Raw genomic sequence first — 18878 nt, 5'->3', positions numbered from 1 at the left:
AGTTGACGTAGGGTCACGCGGACGTCTAGGGGAGGGGCCCGTCATGGCGGCACGAATACGCGGACGCGGGCTGCGCAGGGGCGCGGCCGCGGCACTGGTCTCGGCGGTGGTGGCCGCCGCCATGACGGCCTCGCAGGGCCCGGCCGGTGCCGGCCGGCAGCGGATCGCGGCGGCCGGCGAGGAGGCCGCGGCGCGGCAGCCGGCGGCCGCGGGCTCCGGCGGTGACTCCGCCTACTTCACCGAACTCCCGCCGCTGGTGAGCCCCGAGCCGCCGGCCGTGGTCCTGCCGGAGGGGCCGCCCGCCGCCGGGGAGCGGCCCGCGCCCGTGCCCTCGCCGTCGGCGGCCGTGGTGCCGGCGGCGGACCGGCCCTTGGGGCCGGGCGCGCAGGGGATACCGGCCGGCGTGCTCGCCGCGTACCGGGCCGCCGAGCAGCGGGTGGCGCGGAACGATCCCGGGTGCGGGCTGCGCTGGCAGCTGCTCGCGGCGATCGGCAAGGTCGAATCGGGGCAGGCGCGCGGCGGGCGGGTGGACGCCGCCGGCACCACGTTGCTGCCCATCCTGGGGCCGGTGCTCGACGGCAACGGCTTCGCGAACATCTCCGACACCGACGGCGGAACCTTCGACGGCGACGCCCGCTACGACCGGGCCGTCGGGCCGATGCAGTTCATCCCGTCCACCTGGGCGGCCTGGGGCCAGGACGCGAACGGCGACGGCCGGCGCGACCCGAACAACATCCACGACGCCGCGCTGGCGGCCGGACGGTACCTGTGCGCGGGCAGCCGGGACCTGAGGACGGGGGCGGACCTGGACCGGGCCGTACTGTCGTACAACCACTCCGCGGAGTACCTGCGGACGGTGCGGTCCTGGTTCGCGTACTACCTCCAGGGGGTCCACGAGGTCCCGGACGCGGGCGGCGCTGCGGGCCCCACCGGTACGGTCCCGGGCGCCCCGGCGGGCCGGCCGTCGGACCCGAAGCCGACTCCGCCCCCGTCGCCGAAGCCGACCCCGACGCCCACTCCGTCGCCGAAGCCGACCCCGACGCCCACTCCGTCGCCGAAGCCGACCCCGACGCCCACTCCGTCGCCGAAGCCGACGCCGACCCCCACTCCGTCGCCGAAGCCGACGCCGACGCCGACCCCGACGCCGTCTACGAAGCCGACGCCGACCCCCACGCCGACCCCCACCCCGCGCCCGTCCTCGTCGGCATCGGCCCCCGCCCCCGCGCCCACCCCGGCCGTCACCCCCGCGCCCGGCACCGCCGGTTAGGCCCCGGGCCGCCGCACCGGGGCGCCCGGCGCCGAAGTGGCCGCGCCGGGCGCCCCGGCGGTTCCCGGCGGTTCTCATCTCACCCCCGCGTTGCTACGGTACGCCTCCCTGACGCCCCATCAGATCCGGAGGCCCCGCCATGCGCGCACTCGCCGCCGCCGCCGTCGGACTGGCCGCCGCGCTGGCCCTCGTCCTCACCGTCACCGCCTTCGGGGTGCCGGAGGGCGAGACCTCGCCCCGGCCGCTGCTCACCACCGCGCCCGCCGCGCCCGGGAAGTAGAGGAGGCCCGGCCGTGCGACGCAGAGCCAGCCTCGTCCTCCTCGCCCTGGCCGTGTTCTGCGCGGCCCTCGCACCACTGCTGCGCTGGTACGCGTACCCGCGGCTCGCCAAGGTCCCGCCCGGCCAGTACCAGGAGATGGTCCTGGAGGCCAGGGACGCCACCCTCCTCGACTACTCCGGCGGCATGCGGCCCAAGAAGGTCGACAAGGTCACGATCGTCCAGACCCTCAAGGGCAACGTCGAGGCGTCGAAGGAGATCGAGGCCGACGCCGGCAAGGACGTGGTCGTCTGGGACACGCTCTCCCACGTCATCGGACCCGACGGCAAGACGGTCTCGCAGATCCCCGAGCGCTACATCTTCGACGCCCACACCCAGGACCCGGTGCACGCCACCGGCGAGATGGTCGACGGGGACCCGGTCGAGCGCGAGGGCATCGAGTTCAAGTGGCCCTTCTTCACCGAGCCGCGCGACTACCTCTACTTCGACGCCCAGACCCGCACCTCCTCCCCGGTCCACTACGTCGGACCGCGCACCTACCGCGGCATGGACGTCTACTACTTCGAGCAGACCGTCCCCTGGACCAAGGTCCCCATGCCGAAGAAGATGCCGATCGAGGGCATCGACCCCGCCACCATCGAGCAGACCACCGGCACCACCCTCTGGTACACGGTCACGGCCCGGTTCTGGGTGGACCCGGTGACCGGCGCACCCGTCAACGCCGAGCAGGACATCCAGCAGGAGATGCGCGGCGGCATCGCGGCGGGAGCCCCGGACGGCAGGCTCACCGCCTTCGCCGGACACGTCACGATGCGCGAGGACTACGCGGAGCACACCTTCGACCTGGTCTCCGCCAACCGTACGAAGGTCCTCGCGCTGCACACCCACGCCCCGGCCGGCCTCGCCGCCGGCGGGCTGGCCCTGCTCGCCTGCGCCCTCTGGCTGGAGGCCCGGGGCCGCCGCGCCCGGGACGGGGCCGTCAGCGCCTGAGCCGGGCGTTGGTGTGGCGGGTGGGCTCGGCCGTCGCCGGGTCCTCCGGCCACGGATGCCGGGGGTAGCGGCCGCGCAGCTCGGCGCGGACGGCGCGGTAGCCGCCCCGCCAGAAGGAGGCCAGGTCGGCGGTGACGGCGGCCGGCCGGCCCGCCGGCGACAGCAGGTGGACCAGCAGCGGCACCCCCGCCACGCGCGGGGTCTCGGCCAGCCCGAACAGCTCCTGGAGCTTGACCGCGAGCACCGGCTGCCCGGCCGTGTAGTCGACACGGATCCGGGACCCGCTGGGGACCTCGATCCGCTCGGGCGCCAGCTCGTCCAGCCGCGCGGCCTCCCCCGTGGCCCAGGGCAGGAGCCGGTTCAGAGCCTGTCCGGCGTCGATCCGGCCCAGGTCGGCACGGCGCCGGGCCCGCGACAGCTCGGGCTCCAGCCAGTCGTCGGCCGGCTCCAGCAGTGCCGCGTCGTCCGCCACGTCGGGCCAGGGGCCGCCGAGCGTACGGTGCAGGAAGCCGATCCGGGCCCGCAGCGCCCGCGCGTCCGGGGACCAGCGCAGCAGGCCCAGGCCCTCGGCGCGCAGCCCGTCCAGCAGGGCCGCCCGTACCAGCTCCGGGGCGGGGTCGCGCAGCGGGCGCGCCACCAGTTCGATGGCACCGAGCCGCTCGGCGGAGCGGGCGACCACGTCCCCGTCCTCCCAGCGGACCTCCTCCCCGCGGGTCAGCAGGTGCCCGGCGGCGGCCCGGGCGGTGTCCTCGTCGAGGACCGCCGCCAGCCGGACCCGTGCGGACGCCGCGTGCGGGGCCCGGTCGGCGACGGCCACCGCCAGCCAGGGCGCGTCGCGCAGCGCGGAGCCCCCGCCCAGCTCGGCGCCGGTCCCCGAGGCCATCAGGAACGCGCCCGCGCCCCTGGCCCGGGCCACCCGCTCCGGGAACGCGAGCGCGGCGACGAGGGCGGCGGCGTGGTCGTCGCCGGCCGCCGCCGCGCCCGGGGCCCCGGCCGGGGAGGCGCCCCGCGCGGCGGCGTCGCCGGACAGCGCGCGCTCCAGGCGGCCCACCTCCGCCCGCCAGCGGCCCGCGTACGGGTCACCGCCCCGGCGGGCCGCACGCCAGGCCGCCGCCAGGTCGTCCCCGTACTCCCGCGGCGGCTCCTCGCTCAGCAGCGCCACCACCTCGGCGGCCCGCCGCGCGCCCAGCGCCCCGGCGCCGTCCAGCAGCGCCCGCGCCAGCCGCGGGTGCAGACCCAGCCGGGCCGTGCGCCGCCCGCGCGGGGTCGGCCGTCCCGCGGCGTCCACCGCCCCGACGGCCACCAGTACCTCCCGGGCGGCGGCCATGGCCCCGGCGGGCGGCGGGTCCAGCAGCGCCAGCCCGGGCGGCGTCCGGGTCGCCCCAGCAGGCGGCCTGGAGCGCGAACGGCGCCAGGTCCGCGATCCGGATCTCGGGGGAGGGGAAGGCGGGCATCCGGCCGTCCTCCGCCTCGGCCCAGCACCGGTACACCACCCCCGGCGCCTCACGTCCGGCCCGGCCCGCCCGCTGGCGGCCCGCCGCGCGGGAGGCCCGTACCGTCGCCAGCGCGCCCAGCCCCCGGGCGTGGTCCACCCGGGGCTCGCGGGCCAGCCCCGAGTCCACGACCACCCGTACGCCCGGCACGGTCAGGCTCGACTCCGCGACGGCGGTCGAGAGGATGACCCGGCGGTGCGCCGAGGCGGTCAGCGCCGCGTCCTGCACGGCGGCCGGCGCGCGGCCGTGGACCTGGAGCACCTCGGCGTCCACCCCGGCCAGCTGCCCGGCGACGCGGGCGATCTCCCCGACGCCGGGGAGGAAGCACAGCACGTCGCCGGAACGTTCCGCCAGCGCCCGGCGCACCACCGAGGCCACGTGCGCGAGCTGCGCCGGATCCACCCTCATCCCGTGCGGCGGCCGCACCGGCCGGGCCGGCGGCGCCCACACGGTCTCCACCGGGTACGCGACCCCGGCGGCCTCCACCACCGGCGCGTCCCCCAGCAGCCGGGCCCAGCCGGCCGCGTCGGTCGTCGCCGAGGCCGCCACCAGGCGCAGCTCCGGGCGCAGGGTCTCGCGTACGTCCAGCAGGAAGGCGGCGACGGTGTCGGCGTCCAGGTGCCGCTCGTGGCACTCGTCCAGGACCACCACGTCCACCCCGGCGAGCTCCTGGTCGCGCTGGAGGCGCTGGAGCAGCACGCCGGTGGTCACCACCTCGACGGCCGTGTCCCGGCCCACGACGCGCTCCCCGCGCACGGTGAAGCCCACCGAGCCCCCGACGGCCTCGCCCAGCAGCCACGCCATCCGCCGCGCCGCCGCCCGGGCGGCGATCCGCCGGGGCTCGGCGACGACCACCCGGCGCGGCGGCCCGCCGCCCGTCAGCCCGGCCAGGACGAGCGGCACCAGGGTGGTCTTGCCCGTACCGGGCGGGGCGCACAGCACGGCCGTGCCCCGCTCGTCCAGTGCCGAGACGAGCGCGGGCACGGCCTCCCGTACGGGGAGGGCGTCGAGGGCGGCCTGGCGGATCAAGGGGTCAGTCCCTCTCGCAGACGAAGATCGCGGTGCCCGGGATCAGGTTGCCGCGCAGCGGGGACCAGCCGCCCCACTCCTGGCTGTTCCACTCCGGCCACTGCGGCTCCACGAGGTCCAGCAGCCGGAAGCCGCCCGCGACCACGTCCCGGACGCGGTCGCCGATGGTGCGGTGGTGCTCGACGTAGACGGCGCGGCCCCGCTCGTCCTGCTCGACGTACGGGGTCCGGTCGAAGTAGGAGGCGGAGACGGAGAGCCCCGCGGGGCCGGGCTCGTCGGGGAAGGCCCAGCGGATCGGGTGGGTGACGGAGAAGACCCAGCGGCCTCCGGGGCGCAGGACGCGGCGCACCTCGCGCATGACGTTCACCGGGTCGGCGACGAAGGGGACGGCCCCGTACGCCGAGCAGGCGAGGTCGAAGGAGCCGTCGCGGAAGGGGAGCCGGCCGGCGTCGGCCTCGACGAGCGGGACGTCCCCGCCGATGCGCAGGGCGTGCTGGAGCTGGCGGTGGGAGAGGTCGAGGGCCACCGGGCGGGCGCCCTGGGCGGCGAGCCAGCGCGAGCACTGGGCGGCGCCGGCGCCGATCTCCAGGACGTGCTTGCCCTTGAGGGAGGCGGCGGGCCCCAGCAGGGCGGCGTCGGCCTCGTCCAGGCCCTCGGGGCCCCAGACGAAGCGGTCGTCGCCGAGGAAGGCGCCGTGCTCGCTCTGGTACTCGTCGGCGTTGCGGTCCCACCAGCCGCGGCTCGCGCGGCTGCTCTCCGCTTCGCCCGCGTCACGCCGGGTGGCCTCGGCCTCGTCCTCGGCGGTGCTGCCCGCCCCGCGGGCGTCTTCGGGGGCGTAGTCCTCTTGGTTCATGGGGCCCGTCGTCGTAGTCTGCGGATGGCTCGATGGTCGGGGCGGCCGGAAAGTCGTACGGAGTGCTCATCACCGCGGCGCCGCCCACGAATTGCGCCGGTTTTGCGGTGATCTGCCCGCGGTGTGCGCCTTCGCGCATTGACCCTTCCCGGCTGCCCCCGTATGCTACAAGTTGCGCTGCGAGCCTGTGCTCCTCAGACCTAGCAGGCTGCGCTTGCATCTGTTGATGTCCCCTCGGTTTTCGAGGCCCTTCCCCTTCCAGGGGATTCAGGGGCTTCTTTGGCTGTCCGGCTTCTTCGGCAGGTGCCGATAAGGGCTCCCGGCGTAGCAGTACCTACGACTTTCTGTCCGTAACCGGAGCCCTTTCCCACATGACGAGCAGCACCGAGACCACCGCCACCACCCCTCCGCAGGTAGCGGTCAACGACATCGGTAACGCGGAAGCCTTCCTGGCCGCGATCGACGAGACGATCAAGTACTTCAACGACGGCGACATCGTCGACGGCGTCATCGTGAAGGTCGACCGGGACGAGGTCCTGCTCGACATCGGTTACAAGACCGAAGGCGTGATCCCGAGCCGCGAGCTCTCGATCAAGCACGACGTCGACCCGAACGAGGTCGTCAAGGTCGGCGACGAGATCGAGGCCCTGGTTCTCCAGAAGGAGGACAAGGAAGGCCGTCTCATCCTGTCCAAGAAGCGCGCTCAGTACGAGCGTGCCTGGGGCACGATCGAGAAGATCAAGGAAGAAGACGGCATCGTCACCGGCACCGTCATCGAGGTCGTCAAGGGTGGTCTCATCCTCGACATCGGCCTCCGTGGCTTCCTGCCGGCCTCCCTCGTCGAGATGCGCCGCGTCCGCGACCTCCAGCCCTACGTGGGCAAGGAGCTCGAGGCGAAGATCATCGAGCTGGACAAGAACCGCAACAACGTGGTTTTGTCCCGCCGCGCCTGGCTCGAGCAGACCCAGTCCGAGGTTCGCCAGACGTTCCTCACCACCCTGCAGAAGGGTCAGGTCCGCTCCGGCGTCGTCTCCTCGATCGTCAACTTCGGTGCCTTCGTGGACCTGGGTGGCGTCGACGGTCTCGTGCACGTCTCCGAGCTCTCCTGGAAGCACATCGACCACCCGTCCGAGGTTGTCGAGGTCGGCCAGGAAGTCACCGTCGAGGTCCTCGACGTCGACATGGACCGCGAGCGCGTTTCCCTGTCGCTGAAGGCGACGCAGGAGGACCCGTGGCAGCAGTTCGCCCGGACCCACCAGATCGGCCAGGTCGTCCCGGGTAAGGTCACCAAGCTGGTTCCGTTCGGTGCGTTCGTCCGCGTGGACGAGGGCATCGAGGGTCTGGTCCACATCTCCGAGCTGGCCGAGCGCCACGTGGAGATCCCGGAGCAGGTCGTCCAGGTCAACGACGAGATCTTCGTCAAGGTCATCGACATCGACCTCGAGCGTCGCCGGATCTCGCTGTCCCTCAAGCAGGCCAACGAGTCCTTCGGTGCCGACCCGGCGTCGGTCGAGTTCGACCCGACCCTGTACGGCATGGCCGCGTCCTACGACGACCAGGGCAACTACATCTACCCCGAGGGCTTCGACCCCGAGACCAACGACTGGCTCGAGGGCTACGAGACCCAGCGCGAGACGTGGGAGCGCCAGTACGCCGAGGCGCAGGTCCGCTTCGAGCAGCACCAGGCCCAGGTCATCAAGAGCCGCGAGGCCGACGAGGCCGCTGCCGCCGAGGGCGCTGCCGCCCCGGCCGCCGGTGGCAACGCCGGTGCGGGCGTCTCCGGTGGTTCGTACTCCTCCGAGGGTGCGGACGAGACCTCCGGCGCCCTGGCGTCGGACGAGGCCCTGGCCGCGCTCCGCGAGAAGCTGGCCGGCGGCCAGAGCTGATCGCAGCGCATCACACTCCGGTGTGAGCCGAGCTGAACGACGAGGCCCGTCCCCTTCGGGGGGCGGGCCTCGCCGCGTTCCCCGGCCGTGTGCCGGGGCCCCGCCGGGCACCGTGGGTCCGGCCGCCGTCGCGTTGCGTTTCTGTTAACACGGCCGACCGGGGAATGGCCGCGCGACCCCGGACGTTCTTCGCAGGGAACACGGCGCGAGGGAGGACTGGTGACGGTGCTTGATCCACAGGGTCTGTACGAATGGGACGCCAAGGGCCTGGCGGTGGCCGACCTGGCGCTGACCCAGGACTCGGCCGGACTGGTCATGCTCTACCACTTCGAGGGGTACATCGACGCGGGCGAGACCGGCGAACAGATCGTCGAACGGCTCCTCGACACCCTGCCCCACCAGGTGGTGGCCCGCTTCGACGCGGACCGGCTGGTGGACTACCGGGCACGCCGCCCGCTGCTGACCTTCCAGCGCGACCACTGGAGCGACTTCGAGGAGCCCCGCCTGGAGGTGCGCCTGGTCCAGGACGCCACCGGCGCGCCCTTCCTGCTGCTCTCCGGCCCGGAGCCGGACGTGGAGTGGGAGCGCTTCGCCGCCGCCGTCCGGCAGATCGTGGAGCGGCTCGGCGTCCGGCTCTCGGTCAACTTCCACGGCATCCCGATGGGCGTGCCGCACACCCGGCCCGTCGGCATCACCCCGCACGGCAACCGGACGGACCTGATGCCCGGCCACCGCAGCCCCTTCGACGAGGCCCAGGTGCCCGGCAGCGCCGAATCGCTGATCGAGTTCCGCCTCGCCCAGGCCGGCCACGACGTACTCGGCGTCGCCGCGCACGTCCCGCACTACGTCGCCCGCTCCGCCTACCCCGACGCGGCCCTGACCGCGCTGGAGGCCATCACGGCCGCCACCGGGCTGGTCCTGCCGGCCGTCGCGCACGCACTGCGCACCGAGGCCCACCGGACCCAGACGGAGATCGACCGGCAGATCCGCGAGGGCGACGAGGAACTCGTCAGCCTCGTCCAGGGCTTGGAGCACCAGTACGACGCCGCGGCCGGAGCCGAGACCCGCGGCAACATGATCGCCGAGCCGGCCGAGATCCCCTCGGCCGAGGAGATCGGCCGCGAGTTCGAGAAGTTCCTGGCGGAACGCGAGGGCGAGGCGTAGGCCCCGGCTGTCAGGGGCGCGCGTGCCGCGGTGGCCCCCCGGGCGGTGTTCCCCGCCGGTGGGGCACCGCCTAGGGTGCTGACCATGCTGAAAGTGGGCCTGACAGGCGGAATCGGTGCCGGCAAGAGCGAGGTCTCGCGGCTGCTGGCGGGATACGGGGCGGTCGTCGTGGACGCCGACCGGATCGCGCGGGAGGTCGTCGAGCCGGGCACACCCGGACTCGCGGCCGTCGTGGAGGCCTTCGGGGACTCCGTCCTCACCGCCGACGGACGGCTGGACCGGCCCCGGCTGGGGGCGGTCGTCTTCGCCGACCCGGAGAAGCTCCGCACCCTCAACGCCATCGTGCACCCCCTCGTCGGGACCCGGTCCGCCGACCTGGAGCGTGCGGCCGGACCCGGCGCGATCGTGGTGCACGACGTACCGCTCCTCACGGAGAACGGCCTCGCGCCCCTGTACGACCTGGTCGTGGTCGTGGACGCGGCCCCCGAAACGCAGCTGACCCGGCTGACCGCACTGCGCGGGATGACCGAGGAGGAGGCCCGCGCCCGGATGGCCGCCCAGGCCACCCGCGAGCAGCGGCTGGCGGTGGCCACCCTCGTGATCGACAACGACGGGCCGCTGGAGGCGCTGGAGCCGCAGGTGCGCAAGGTCTGGGAAGAGCTGACGGCCAGGGCCGCCGCCAAGGCCCCCACGGAATAGGGGCGGCGGCGGAGGGCGTTGAACGCGCCCGTAGAGGGAAGGAAAGACACCGTGTCCGAAACCACGCCCCCGCCGCCGCCCACCGGACCGGGACCCGGACCCGCTGGATCTCCGGGTTCCGCGAGCCCCGAGACCCACGTCATCGACTACCGTGCCGCCGAGCACCTCCTGGCCGCCCGCGACCCGCGCGGCGCGGTCCGGCTGCTCGACTCCGTCATAGCCGCCCACCCGGAGAACACCGCGGCCCGGCTGCTGCGCGCCCGTGCCTTCTTCGCGGCGGCCCAGCTGCGGCCCGCCCAGCTGGAGTTCGAGCTGGTGCTGGAGCGGGAGCCGGACAACGCCTTCGCCCACTTCGCGCTCGCCCGCACCCACGAGCGGTCCGGGCGCCCCGAGCAGGCCCGCCGGCACTTCCGGCTCGCCGCCGCCCTCGACCCGCAGCCCGAGTACCTCGAAGCGGCCCGCTTCGAGCGCTGAGCCGCGGCCGGCTCAGCGCTCGCGCGGAGGCTCGTACGGGGGCACGTCCGCCCCCGGCTGGTAGTGCGGGCCCTGACGGATGTGCCGGACGACGACGGCCAGGTCGACGGCGGCCAGCAGCGCGACCGCCGCGCAGGCGGCCGCCCACCCGGAACGGCCGGCCAGCGAGAAGGCGGCCGCCCCGCCGGCGGCCCAGATCAGTCCCCACAGGCTCAGCCAGAACCGCAGCCGCAGCGGACTGCGCGCGGTCACGGGCTCGTTCCCGGTACGCATGGCCATCGCCCCATCCCGTACGGAGGCCTCCGTTCCATGCTCCCACCCGGGGCGCGGCGCGGTAAGCGCCGAGACCGGCCGCGGCTGCGGTCAGGGATTGAGCTTGTTCACGGCCGTCGTGGTCGTCTTCTTGAAGGCGGGCACGGGAGCGTCGGGCAGGTTCCCCATCTGGCCCCACTTCACGACCGTCACGGTGGAGCCGTCGCGTCCGATCCCGTACAGGTGCACGCCCGGCTCGGACTCCGGGATCGAGGTGCCCACCCCGTAGACGTGCGCGCCCTCCTCCACCGCCAGCTTCCCGTAGTCCTGCCAGGACGCCGTCCCGCCCGGGTTCGTGCGCAGCCAGTCCGCGGCGCAGGCGGCGACCCGGCGCTCCAGGGTGGCGGCGAGCTTCGCGGCGGCGGCGCCCGAAGCGGTGCGTACGGAGATCTGGACGGCACCGGTGTCGACCTCGGTGCCGAAGTCGCGGTGCCAGCTGCCGGCGGCCGGAAGGACCCCCTCCAGGCAGAAGGGCGCGTTCTCGGGCAGCCCCTTGGTGACCTTGCCCGGGTACCAGGCGGAGGAGGGGTGCGGGGGCAGGTCGGTGCCGTTCAGGAAGCCGGGGGCGGTGGCGGCCGCGGCGGTGCCCGAGGCGGTCAGGGTGAGGGCGGCGGCCGCCGCGAGGGCGGCGGTGGCGAGGGCCGAGGTGCTGGAGCGTCGGAACACGGTGTCTCCCCGTGAGAGGTGCGGTTGCGTACGTCGTGCGGTGCGGCCGGTGGACGACCGCTACGAACAGCCTTCCCGCTCGGGGGGCCAGAGGGGAACGGTTCGCGGCGGAACAGGGACACTGGAACGGCTGTACGTGCCGTCACCTGCGGGAACACCCCTGGCATGGGACGGCGTCACGGGAGGGGGAGCCTGGTGGGCGAGGCGGAGACCGAGGAATTCGCGCGGCTGATGCGGGAGCTGAAGGAGCGCGCCGGACTGAGCTACGGGACGCTCGCGCGCAAGCTGCACACGAGCACCTCGACACTGCACCGGTACTGCGCGGGGGAGGCGGTGCCGGCGGAGTTCGCCGTGGTGGACCGCTTCGCCCGGACCTGCGGGGCCGCGCGGGAGGAGGCGGTGGACCTGCACCGCGCCTGGCTGCTGGCGGACGCGCGACGCCGGTCGGCGGGGCGGGCCGCACCGGCGGCCGGGGTCGCGGGGGCGGGGGCGGTCACGGGGGTCGAGCCCGGGGCCGCGTCGGGGGCGGGGTCCGGGGTCGAGGCCGGCGGGTCCGGGGCCGAGCCCGGGGCCGGGGTCACGGGTGGTGCGCCGGCCGGGGCGGGGCGCTGGCACCGGCGGCGGGGTGTGGCGGTGGGCGCGGCCGGGGCGGCGGCGCTCTCGGTGGCCGTCGCGGTCCTGGTGGCGGCCGGGCCCGGGCCGCGCACCCCCGGGGCGGGCCCGGCCGGGGCCGCCGGCTCGACGGCCGGGCCCGCCGTCGGGACGGCCGGGCCGGCGGGCACGCCGAGCGTGTGGGCGAGCACACCCCCGGCGACGTCAACGCCCGCGCCCGTGCCCTCAGGGAGCACCGGCACCGACCCCGGCACCGACCCCGGCCCCGGCACCGGCCCCGGCTCGGGCGCCGGCGCGACGGCGCCTTCGCCGGCCCCGCCGTCCGGGCCGGTGGCGACACCGCTCAAGGCGGCCGTCCGGTCCCACGTGTGGGCCGCCGGCTGTGACCACGCCTACCTCTCCGAGCGGGCCCCGGAGTCCGTCCCCGCGCCGCCCGTGGAGGCGGACGCGCCCGCCTGGGCCCGGGCCCAGCGGGCCGTGCACGCCGGGACCCAGACCGTCGAGGTGACCCTGCACGGCACCGGAGAGGGGGCCGTGGTGCTCCAGGGGCTGGAGGTACGGGTGGACGCACGGCGGACCCCGCCTCCCTGGAACGTGTACCAGATGTCCCCGGGCTGCGGCGGCGGCCTCACCCCGGCCGGCTTCGCCGTGAACCTGGACGCACCGAGGCCGCTGGCCCGGCCCGTCGCGGGCAACGACGCCGGCACCCGGCTCCCCGCGCCGGCCTTCCCGCTGCGCGTCTCGGCCACCGATCCGGTCGTGCTCCGGGTCACGGCGGCCGCCACGGGCTGCGACTGTGACTGGCACCTCGAACTGCGGTGGAGCGGGCCCGGCGGGTCCGGCACCCTCCGCCTCGACGACGACGGCGTCCCCTGGCGCACCAGCGCCACGGCGGGCCGCCCCGAGTACGGCTTCGCCGGCGAGCTGGGCCGCTGGGCGCGCTGACCGCGCCAGCGCGCCCAGAGAGCCGGCCCGAGGGGCGCGCTGACCGCACCCCCCTCGGGCCGGGCGTATGCGCTGGTCAGCGACGTTGTCAGTGCGCGCGCCTAGACTCGGGTGCAGTGGATCCGCCATGACCGGGCGGAGCCGAGCACCAGGGAGGGGGACCCCGTGACCGCGCAGCCGCCGCCGCAGCCGTCGTTGCTGCGCCGCGCCGCCGTGTTCCTCCCCGCCGCCGTACCCCGGGAGGGCCGGGTGGCGTTCTGGTGCCCCGAGGGAGACCCCCTGCCCGAGCTGGGGACCCCGCATCCGCTGAAGGTGGTCCGGGCCCACGGGGACGGCGTCCGCACGCGTACCGTGCCCGCGGTGGCGCTGTCCGTGGCCGCCGCCCTGCCCGTGCTGGTGCGGGCCGCCGGCAGCCCCGCCGCGCATCCCGCCACCCGCGCCTGGGGCACCGCCGCCACGCAGGCGCTGGCCCTCGCCGCGCGCGGCCGCCTGCTGCCCGGGCTGACCGCCGACGGGGTCGACGCCTGGCGTGCCGGGCCGCTGGACGCCGAGGACGTCGGGTACCTGCGCGCCGTCGCGGCCGCCCTGCCGTACGAGGGGTACGCCACCCCGCTCGCCGGACGCCGGCCGACCGCGCTGCCCGAGCCCGAGGCCCTGGTCCGGGCCTTCCTCGACGCCGTCGCCGATGTGCTGCCGCGTACGCCCGCCGCGCCCTTCGCCACCGGGCGGCCGTTCGCCGCCGTGGAGCCGCAGCGGGTGCCGGGGATACGGGAGTGGGCCGCGCAGGTCGCGGCCGGTGCCGACGCCGGGGTGGGGATCTCGCTCCGGCTGGATCTGTCCTCCTTCCGCCTCTTCGACGAGGCCGAGCCGGAGGACGTCCGCCGCGCGGGAGCCGCCGTGGTCCAGGTGCACAGCCTCGCCGACCCCACCCTGATCGCCGACGCCGGGCAGCTGTGGGCCGGGACGGCGGGCGCCGGCTTCGGCCCGCGCGCCCGGATCGACGCCGTGCTCGCGCTGCGCCGCGCGGCCAGGGTCTGGCCGCCGCTGCTGCGCCTGCTCGACCAGCCGGTGCCCGACGCCCTCGCGCTGTCCGACCCCGAGCTGGAGGACCTGCTCGGCACCGCCGCGACCCGCCTGGCCGCCGCCGGGGTCCTCGTGCACTGGCCGCGCGAGCTGGCCCGTACGCTCTCCGCGACCGCCGTCGTACGCCCGGCCGCGCCCGGGTCAGCGACCGACGGCACCGCCTTCTTCGACGCGGCCGCCCTGTTCTCCTTCTCCTGGGAGCTGGCCCTCGGCGGGGACCGGCTCACTCCGGGCGAGATGGACGCGCTCGCGCAGGCCCACCGGCCCGTGGTGCGGCTGCGCGACCAGTGGGTGCGGGTCGACCCCGAGCTCGTGCGCAGGGCGCGCAAGCGGGAGCTGGGCCTGCTGGACCCGGTGGACGCGCTGGCCGCCGTACTCACCGGCACGGCCGAGGTGGACGGCGAGGCGGTACCCGCGGTCCCCGTGGGGGCGCTGGCCGCCCTGCGGGACCGGCTCGCCGGCGAGCCGGCCGCGGTCGCGGCGCCCGCGGGCCTGAAGGCGACCCTGCGGGACTACCAGCTGCGCGGGCTGGCCTGGCTGGACCTGATGACCTCCCTGGGGCTGGGCGGCTGCCTGGCCGACGACATGGGCCTGGGCAAGACCGTCACCCTGATCGCCCTGCACCTGCACCGGGCCCGCCCCGAGCCCACCCTCGTGGTCTGCCCTGCGTCCCTGCTGGGCAACTGGCAGCGGGAGATCGAGAAGTTCGCCCCCGGCACCCCCGTGCGCCGCTTCCACGGCGCAGGCCGCAGCCTCGACGGAGTGAGCGGGGGCTTCGTGCTCACCACGTACGGGACGATGCGCGCGGCGGCCGCCCGGCTGGCCGGGCACAGCTGGGGCATGGTCGTCGCGGACGAGGCCCAGCACGTGAAGAACCCCCACTCGGCCACTGCGAAGGCACTGCGCACCATCCCCGCCCCGGCCCGCGTGGCCCTCACCGGGACGCCGGTCGAGAACAACCTCTCCGAGCTGTGGGCCCTGCTCGACTGGACGACCCCGGGACTGCTGGGCCCGCTCACCGCCTTCCGGGCCCGGCACGCCCGCCCGGTCGAGCACCAGCAGGAGGAGGACGGGGGCAACGAGGCGGCGGTGGCCCGGCTGGCCGCCCTCGTCCGGCCGTTCCTGCTGCGCCGCAAGAAGTCCGATCCCGGCATCGCGCCCGAGCTTCCCCCCAAGACGGAGACCGACCACCCGGTGTCCCTGACCCGGGAACAGGTCTCCCTGTACCAGGCCGCGGTGGACGAGGCGATGGCCGTGATCGAGGGCAGCGAGGGCATCGGACGGCGCGGCATGATCATGAAGTTGCTGGCCTCGCTCAAGCAGATCTGCAACCACCCCGCGCAGTACCTGAAGGAGCAGGACGTGCCGGGGGCCGGTCCCCGCATCGCGCACCGCTCGGGCAAACTGGCCCTGCTGGACGAGCTGCTGGACACGATCCTGGCCGAGGACGGCTCGGTCCTGGTCTTCACCCAGTACGTGACCATGGCCCGGATCCTGGAGCGGCACCTCACCGACCGGGGCATCCCCTCGCAGCTCCTGCACGGCGGTACCCCCGTCCCGCGGCGCGAGGAGCTCGTCGACCGCTTCCAGTCCGGCGAGGTCCCCGTCTTCCTGCTGTCCCTCAAGGCCGCGGGCACCGGCCTCAACCTGACCCGCGCCGGACACGTGATCCACTACGACCGCTGGTGGAACCCGGCCGTCGAGGAGCAGGCCACCGACCGCGCCTACCGCATCGGCCAGACCCAGCCCGTCCAGGTCCACCGCATCATCGCCGAAGGCACCGTGGAGGACCGCATCGCCGAACTGCTGGAGAGCAAGCGGGCCCTGGCCGATGCCGTCCTCGGCTCCGGCGAGTCGGCGCTGACCGAGCTGACCGACCGCGAGCTGGCCGATCTCGTCTCCCTGCGGAGGCCGGCGTGATCACCGCGCGGGACGACCGCCGCCGCACCTTCGAGACCGTGCCCGCCGGGGCGGAGGCCGCGACCTGGTGGGGCCGGGCCTGGGTGGCCGCGCTGGAGGAGCGCGCGCGGGACGCCGCCCGCCTCCAGCGCGGGCAGGCGTACGCCGCCGATGGCCATGTCGACGCCGTGACGGTCACCCCCGGCCGGATCGTGGCCTACGTCCGGGGCAGCCGGGCCCGCCCCTACCGCACCGAACTGTCCCTGCCCGCCTTCGCGGACGCCGAGTGGTCAGCGCTGCTGGAGGCGCTGGCCGCCGACCCCTCGGCCCTCGCCGCGCTGCTGGAGCGGGAGGTCCCGCAGTCCCTCGCGAACACCCTGCTGCCCGGCGCGGGGGAGCTCGTGGCGCGCTGCTCCTGTCCGGACACGGTGCGGCCGCCCTGCAAGCACGCCGCGGCCCTCTGCTACCGGGCGGCCCGGCTACTCGACACCGACCCCTTCGTCCTGCTGCTCCTGCGGGGCCGCGGTGAGCGCGAGCTCCTCGACGAACTGGCCCGGCGAAACGCCGCCCACGCGGCGCGCGAACAGCCCGGTGCCGCACCGGACTTCCCCGGCGTCCCGGCCCGCGCGGCGCTCGCCCGGACCAGCCGGCCCCCGCTGCCCGCCCCGCTCCCCGCACCGGCCGCCGCCGGGCCGCCGCCGGCCTACCCCGCCGATCCGGCGGCGCCCGATCCGCTGGCGCTGGAGCAGCTCGCCGGTGACGCGGCCGCCCGCGCACTGGCCCTGCTCGGCACGGCCGAGGACCCTATCGCAGGGCTCACCCTCTGGCAGGACGCCGTCCGGCTGGCCTCGGCGCACCCCACCTCCGGCCTCACCGGCGCCGCCCGCGCCCTCTACCGCGACCTGGCCCGGGCGACCGGCCGCAGCACCACGGACCTGGCCCGCGCCGCCGCGGCATGGCGGCAGGGGGGCCTGCCCGCGCTCACCGTCCTCGAAGAGCCCTGGGACCCCCCGGCCGGGCCCTTCGACCGGGCCCGCCCCGCCCTGCTCGCCGCGGGCCAGGGTTCCTTCCGCCCCGAGCGCAACCGCCTCACCGCCCGCACCCGTCAGCTCCGTCTGAGCCGTGAGGGCCTCTGGTACGCCTACGAATCCCGCCCGGAGGCCGCCGACTGGTGGCCCACCGCCGGCCCGTCCCCGGACCCGGTCACCGCCCTGCTGCGCTGACCTCCCCCGCCCAGGCGGCCAGGGCGGCGAAATCCCGTTCGCGCAGTCCGTGGCGGGGGTGGACGCGCAGCAGGAGGCTCGGAGCCGGGTGGCGGGAGGAGACCCAGGCACGGTCCTGCGGGGTGATCATGTCGTCGACCCACGCGAAGGGCCGGCCGGCCGCCCAGTCGAGCAGCGGGCGGGTCTTCCAGGAGAGGCCGTCGGGGTCCCGGGCGAAGAGCTCCGGCCACTCCACCACCGGCAGGTCGCAGGGGAGCCCGATGTGCGGGGAGATCAAGGTGTTGGCCTGGTGCGTCCAGGCCGTGGCCCAGGCGAGGTCGAAGGGCAGCGCCCGCAGCCGGGCGCCGTGGGAGGGATGGAGGCGCACCCGGACGCCGCGCCGGGCCTTGCGGGACTCCGGGTCGCGGTAGGAGAGCCAGACGTCCGGGCGCATCCGGTGGCTCGTATAGCCGCGCAGGCCGGCGAAGAGGGACCGGAACGGATTCAGCGGGCCGTCGACGTCGAGCAGCAGGAGCGGTCGTTCAGTCATGAAGTAGGCACTACCCAGTACACGATGGAGTGAAATGCCTACCGGCGCTATAACCCGAACGGGTCCACCGCGTTGTTTCCGGTGCGGGCTCGATGCCCCTGGAACCCCTCCGGAAAGCAGGAAACTGATGCGTCACACTCGTCGGAATGGCTTGATCGCGGTGATGGTCGCGGGTGGCGGACTGGCGGTCGCGGTGGGTGGCCTCGCGCACGCCGACGCCGAAGCGGGCGGGCAGACCGAGCGCTCCCCTGGGCTGCTCTCCGGGAACCTGGTGCAGCTGCCCCTGCACACCCCGGTGAACGTGTGCGGGAACACCGTGAGCGTGGTCGGTGTGCTCAACCCGGCGGCGGGCAACGGCTGTACGAACGCGGCACCGGGTGGCGGGAACGCGGACCCGCGGCCCTCCCATCCGTCGAAACGGGGATCGGGGAACGGGGGAGGCGCGGTGGCCGAGGGAGGGGCGAAGGGTTCCCCCGGGGTGCTGTCGGGCAACGGCCTTCAGCTTCCCGTCGATCTCCCGCTGAACGTCAGCGGGAACTCCGTGAACGTCGTCGGCGTCGGCAACGGCTCCCACGGGAACACCGCCGTGAACGGTGGGACCCCGCCCGGCGGGAAGCCGGCGCAGCCGCCCGCCGCGCAGCCGCCGGTCTCCCCGCGACCGGTGACCCCGCCCGCCGCTACGGCCCCCTCCAACCGGGGACAGGACCCCACGGCCCTGGCCCACACCGGCTCCGACGGGCTCGGCTACCTGCTGCCCGGCAGCGGTGCCCTGCTGCTCGGCGGAGCACTCCTCTACCGCCGTTTCCGGCTCAACTGACGTTCTCCGCACGCCAGCCGTCCAGGACGGCGTCGATCCGCGCCGCCAGCCGGGCCCGCGCCGCGAACCGCGGCACCCCCGCCATCAGCAGCGCGTCGTACTCGGTGTCGGTGTGCCGCACGGCGGCCCGCACCGCCACCGACACCGCCTGCTCCTCCAGTGCCCGGCCGGCGGCGGTACGCCCGACCCGGCCGCTGCCGCGCACTGAGGCGTGGGCGGCGATCGCCTGCGCGCGGTCGGGCGGGCAGCCGGGGAACAGTCGCCGTATCTCGGCGGCGAAGGCCGCGGTGAAGCGGACGTCCTCGGCCGCGCGGCGCAGCCGGTCGCGTTCCCGGCGGCGGGCCCGGGCATCGGCGTCGGCCAGGCAGGCGCGCTCGGCGCGGGCCAGCGCGGCGTCCTCCACCAGCAGCCCCTGGCGGCCGTAGCGGCGGCGGCCCCTGTGCCGGCGCACCACGACGGCGTGCAGCGAACTGCCCTCCCGCGCCCGGCGGGTGAGCGCCGCGTCACCGCGCGGCAGGTACACGAGATGGCCGAGGCCGGCGCAGTCCAGACAGCGGGGCACCCCGGATTCGCGGACGAGGAGCCGTAGCGGTCCCCGTCGGCAGGCGGCGCAGTGGATCGGCTTCTGTGACTCGAAGACGACGAGACTCATGCCGTTG

16 protein-coding genes and 1 pseudogene are annotated in these 18878 nt (G+C 75.6%); 11 read left to right on the top strand and 6 right to left on the bottom strand.

Annotated elements, in window-relative coordinates:
* The first annotated feature begins 43 nt into the window (after nucleotides 1-43).
* The 3 genes from ACFY7H_RS08885 (at nucleotide 44) to ACFY7H_RS08875 (ending at nucleotide 2535) form a co-directional block, all read left to right on the top strand.
* On the top strand, nucleotides 44-1267 hold the full coding sequence (locus tag ACFY7H_RS08885; RefSeq protein ID WP_388935187.1) for a lytic murein transglycosylase: 1224 nt from the start codon (nucleotides 44-46) through the stop codon (nucleotides 1265-1267).
* A gap of 139 nt (nucleotides 1268-1406) precedes the next feature.
* The gene (locus ACFY7H_RS08880) at nucleotides 1407-1547 is read left to right on the top strand and encodes an SPW_0924 family protein (protein ID WP_388935184.1); all 141 of its coding nucleotides are present in this window, start codon (nucleotides 1407-1409) and stop codon (nucleotides 1545-1547) included.
* A gap of 13 nt (nucleotides 1548-1560) precedes the next feature.
* The gene (locus ACFY7H_RS08875; protein ID WP_388935182.1) at nucleotides 1561-2535 is read left to right on the top strand and encodes a DUF3068 domain-containing protein; all 975 of its coding nucleotides are present in this window, start codon (nucleotides 1561-1563) and stop codon (nucleotides 2533-2535) included.
* Here the strand turns inward: ACFY7H_RS08875 and hrpB are convergent.
* Together hrpB and ACFY7H_RS08865 are read right to left on the bottom strand one after the other, a co-directional pair.
* Nucleotides 2525-5057: pseudogene (gene hrpB, locus ACFY7H_RS08870) on the bottom strand (ATP-dependent helicase HrpB). The gene ACFY7H_RS08875 and the pseudogene hrpB sit on opposite strands and share 11 nt — an antisense overlap.
* 4 nt (nucleotides 5058-5061) lie before the next feature.
* Entirely contained in the window at nucleotides 5062-5910 is an 849-nt protein-coding gene (locus ACFY7H_RS08865; RefSeq protein WP_388935180.1) for a class I SAM-dependent methyltransferase, read from the bottom strand.
* 371 nt (nucleotides 5911-6281) lie between these two features.
* On the opposite strand from ACFY7H_RS08865, the gene rpsA reads away from it, so the two are divergent.
* From rpsA to ACFY7H_RS08845, 4 genes are all read left to right on the top strand, one after another.
* Nucleotides 6282-7796, top strand: a complete 1515-nt coding sequence (gene rpsA, locus ACFY7H_RS08860; RefSeq protein WP_007263497.1) for a 30S ribosomal protein S1 — start codon at nucleotides 6282-6284, stop codon at nucleotides 7794-7796.
* A 225-nt stretch (nucleotides 7797-8021) separates the two neighbouring features.
* Entirely contained in the window at nucleotides 8022-8960 is a 939-nt protein-coding gene (locus ACFY7H_RS08855) for a PAC2 family protein (RefSeq protein ID WP_388936179.1), read from the top strand.
* Between the two features lie 84 nt (nucleotides 8961-9044).
* Entirely contained in the window at nucleotides 9045-9659 is a 615-nt protein-coding gene (coaE, locus tag ACFY7H_RS08850) for a dephospho-CoA kinase (protein WP_388935176.1), read from the top strand.
* Nucleotides 9660-9800: 141 nt separating this feature from the next.
* Nucleotides 9801-10133, top strand: a complete 333-nt coding sequence (locus ACFY7H_RS08845; protein ID WP_388936176.1) for a tetratricopeptide repeat protein — start codon at nucleotides 9801-9803, stop codon at nucleotides 10131-10133.
* Nucleotides 10134-10145: 12 nt separating this feature from the next.
* Here ACFY7H_RS08845 and ACFY7H_RS08840 read toward each other — a convergent pair whose 3' ends face one another.
* Together ACFY7H_RS08840 and ACFY7H_RS08835 are read right to left on the bottom strand one after the other, a co-directional pair.
* Entirely contained in the window at nucleotides 10146-10406 is a 261-nt protein-coding gene (locus tag ACFY7H_RS08840; protein WP_388936174.1) for a DUF6343 family protein, read from the bottom strand.
* Between the two features lie 90 nt (nucleotides 10407-10496).
* Nucleotides 10497-11111 carry a hypothetical protein gene (locus ACFY7H_RS08835; RefSeq protein WP_388935173.1) on the bottom strand — a complete coding sequence of 205 codons (615 nt, stop codon included), beginning with the start codon at nucleotides 11109-11111 and terminating at the stop codon, nucleotides 10497-10499.
* Nucleotides 11112-11306: 195 nt separating this feature from the next.
* Here ACFY7H_RS08835 and ACFY7H_RS08830 point away from each other — a divergent pair, with 195 nt between their 5' ends.
* The 3 genes from ACFY7H_RS08830 (at nucleotide 11307) to ACFY7H_RS08820 (ending at nucleotide 16873) form a co-directional block, all read left to right on the top strand.
* Entirely contained in the window at nucleotides 11307-12668 is a 1362-nt protein-coding gene (locus ACFY7H_RS08830; RefSeq protein ID WP_388935169.1) for a helix-turn-helix domain-containing protein, read from the top strand.
* A 165-nt stretch (nucleotides 12669-12833) separates the two neighbouring features.
* Nucleotides 12834-15671 carry a DEAD/DEAH box helicase gene (locus ACFY7H_RS08825; protein ID WP_388935167.1) on the top strand — a complete coding sequence of 946 codons (2838 nt, stop codon included), beginning with the start codon at nucleotides 12834-12836 and terminating at the stop codon, nucleotides 15669-15671.
* Entirely contained in the window at nucleotides 15668-16873 is a 1206-nt protein-coding gene (locus ACFY7H_RS08820) for an SWIM zinc finger family protein (RefSeq protein WP_388935164.1), read from the top strand. Before ACFY7H_RS08825 ends, ACFY7H_RS08820 begins: the two co-directional genes overlap by 4 nt.
* Here the strand turns inward: ACFY7H_RS08820 and ACFY7H_RS08815 are convergent.
* The gene (locus ACFY7H_RS08815; RefSeq protein WP_388935162.1) at nucleotides 16854-17402 is read right to left on the bottom strand and encodes a hypothetical protein; all 549 of its coding nucleotides are present in this window, start codon (nucleotides 17400-17402) and stop codon (nucleotides 16854-16856) included. The genes ACFY7H_RS08820 and ACFY7H_RS08815 overlap by 20 nt on opposite strands.
* Nucleotides 17403-17529: 127 nt before the next feature.
* Between ACFY7H_RS08815 and ACFY7H_RS08810 the strand changes: the two genes are divergently transcribed.
* A complete protein-coding gene (locus ACFY7H_RS08810; protein ID WP_388935160.1) occupies nucleotides 17530-18219 on the top strand; it encodes a chaplin in 690 nt (229 codons plus the stop codon).
* On the opposite strand, the gene ACFY7H_RS08805 is transcribed toward ACFY7H_RS08810, so the two are convergent.
* The gene (locus ACFY7H_RS08805; RefSeq protein WP_388935157.1) at nucleotides 18212-18871 is read right to left on the bottom strand and encodes a DUF2293 domain-containing protein; all 660 of its coding nucleotides are present in this window, start codon (nucleotides 18869-18871) and stop codon (nucleotides 18212-18214) included. The two genes, ACFY7H_RS08810 and ACFY7H_RS08805, sit on opposite strands and share 8 nt — an antisense overlap.
* Nucleotides 18872-18878: the final 7 nt, after the last annotated feature.

It is taken from the genome of Streptomyces sp. NPDC012794 (genome assembly GCF_042901085.1).
In the GTDB taxonomy this organism is placed as follows: Bacteria; Actinomycetota; Actinomycetes; order Streptomycetales; family Streptomycetaceae; genus Streptomyces.
Note: the sequence above shows the minus strand (reverse complement) of the source record. Positions and strands in the feature narration are given on the sequence as shown.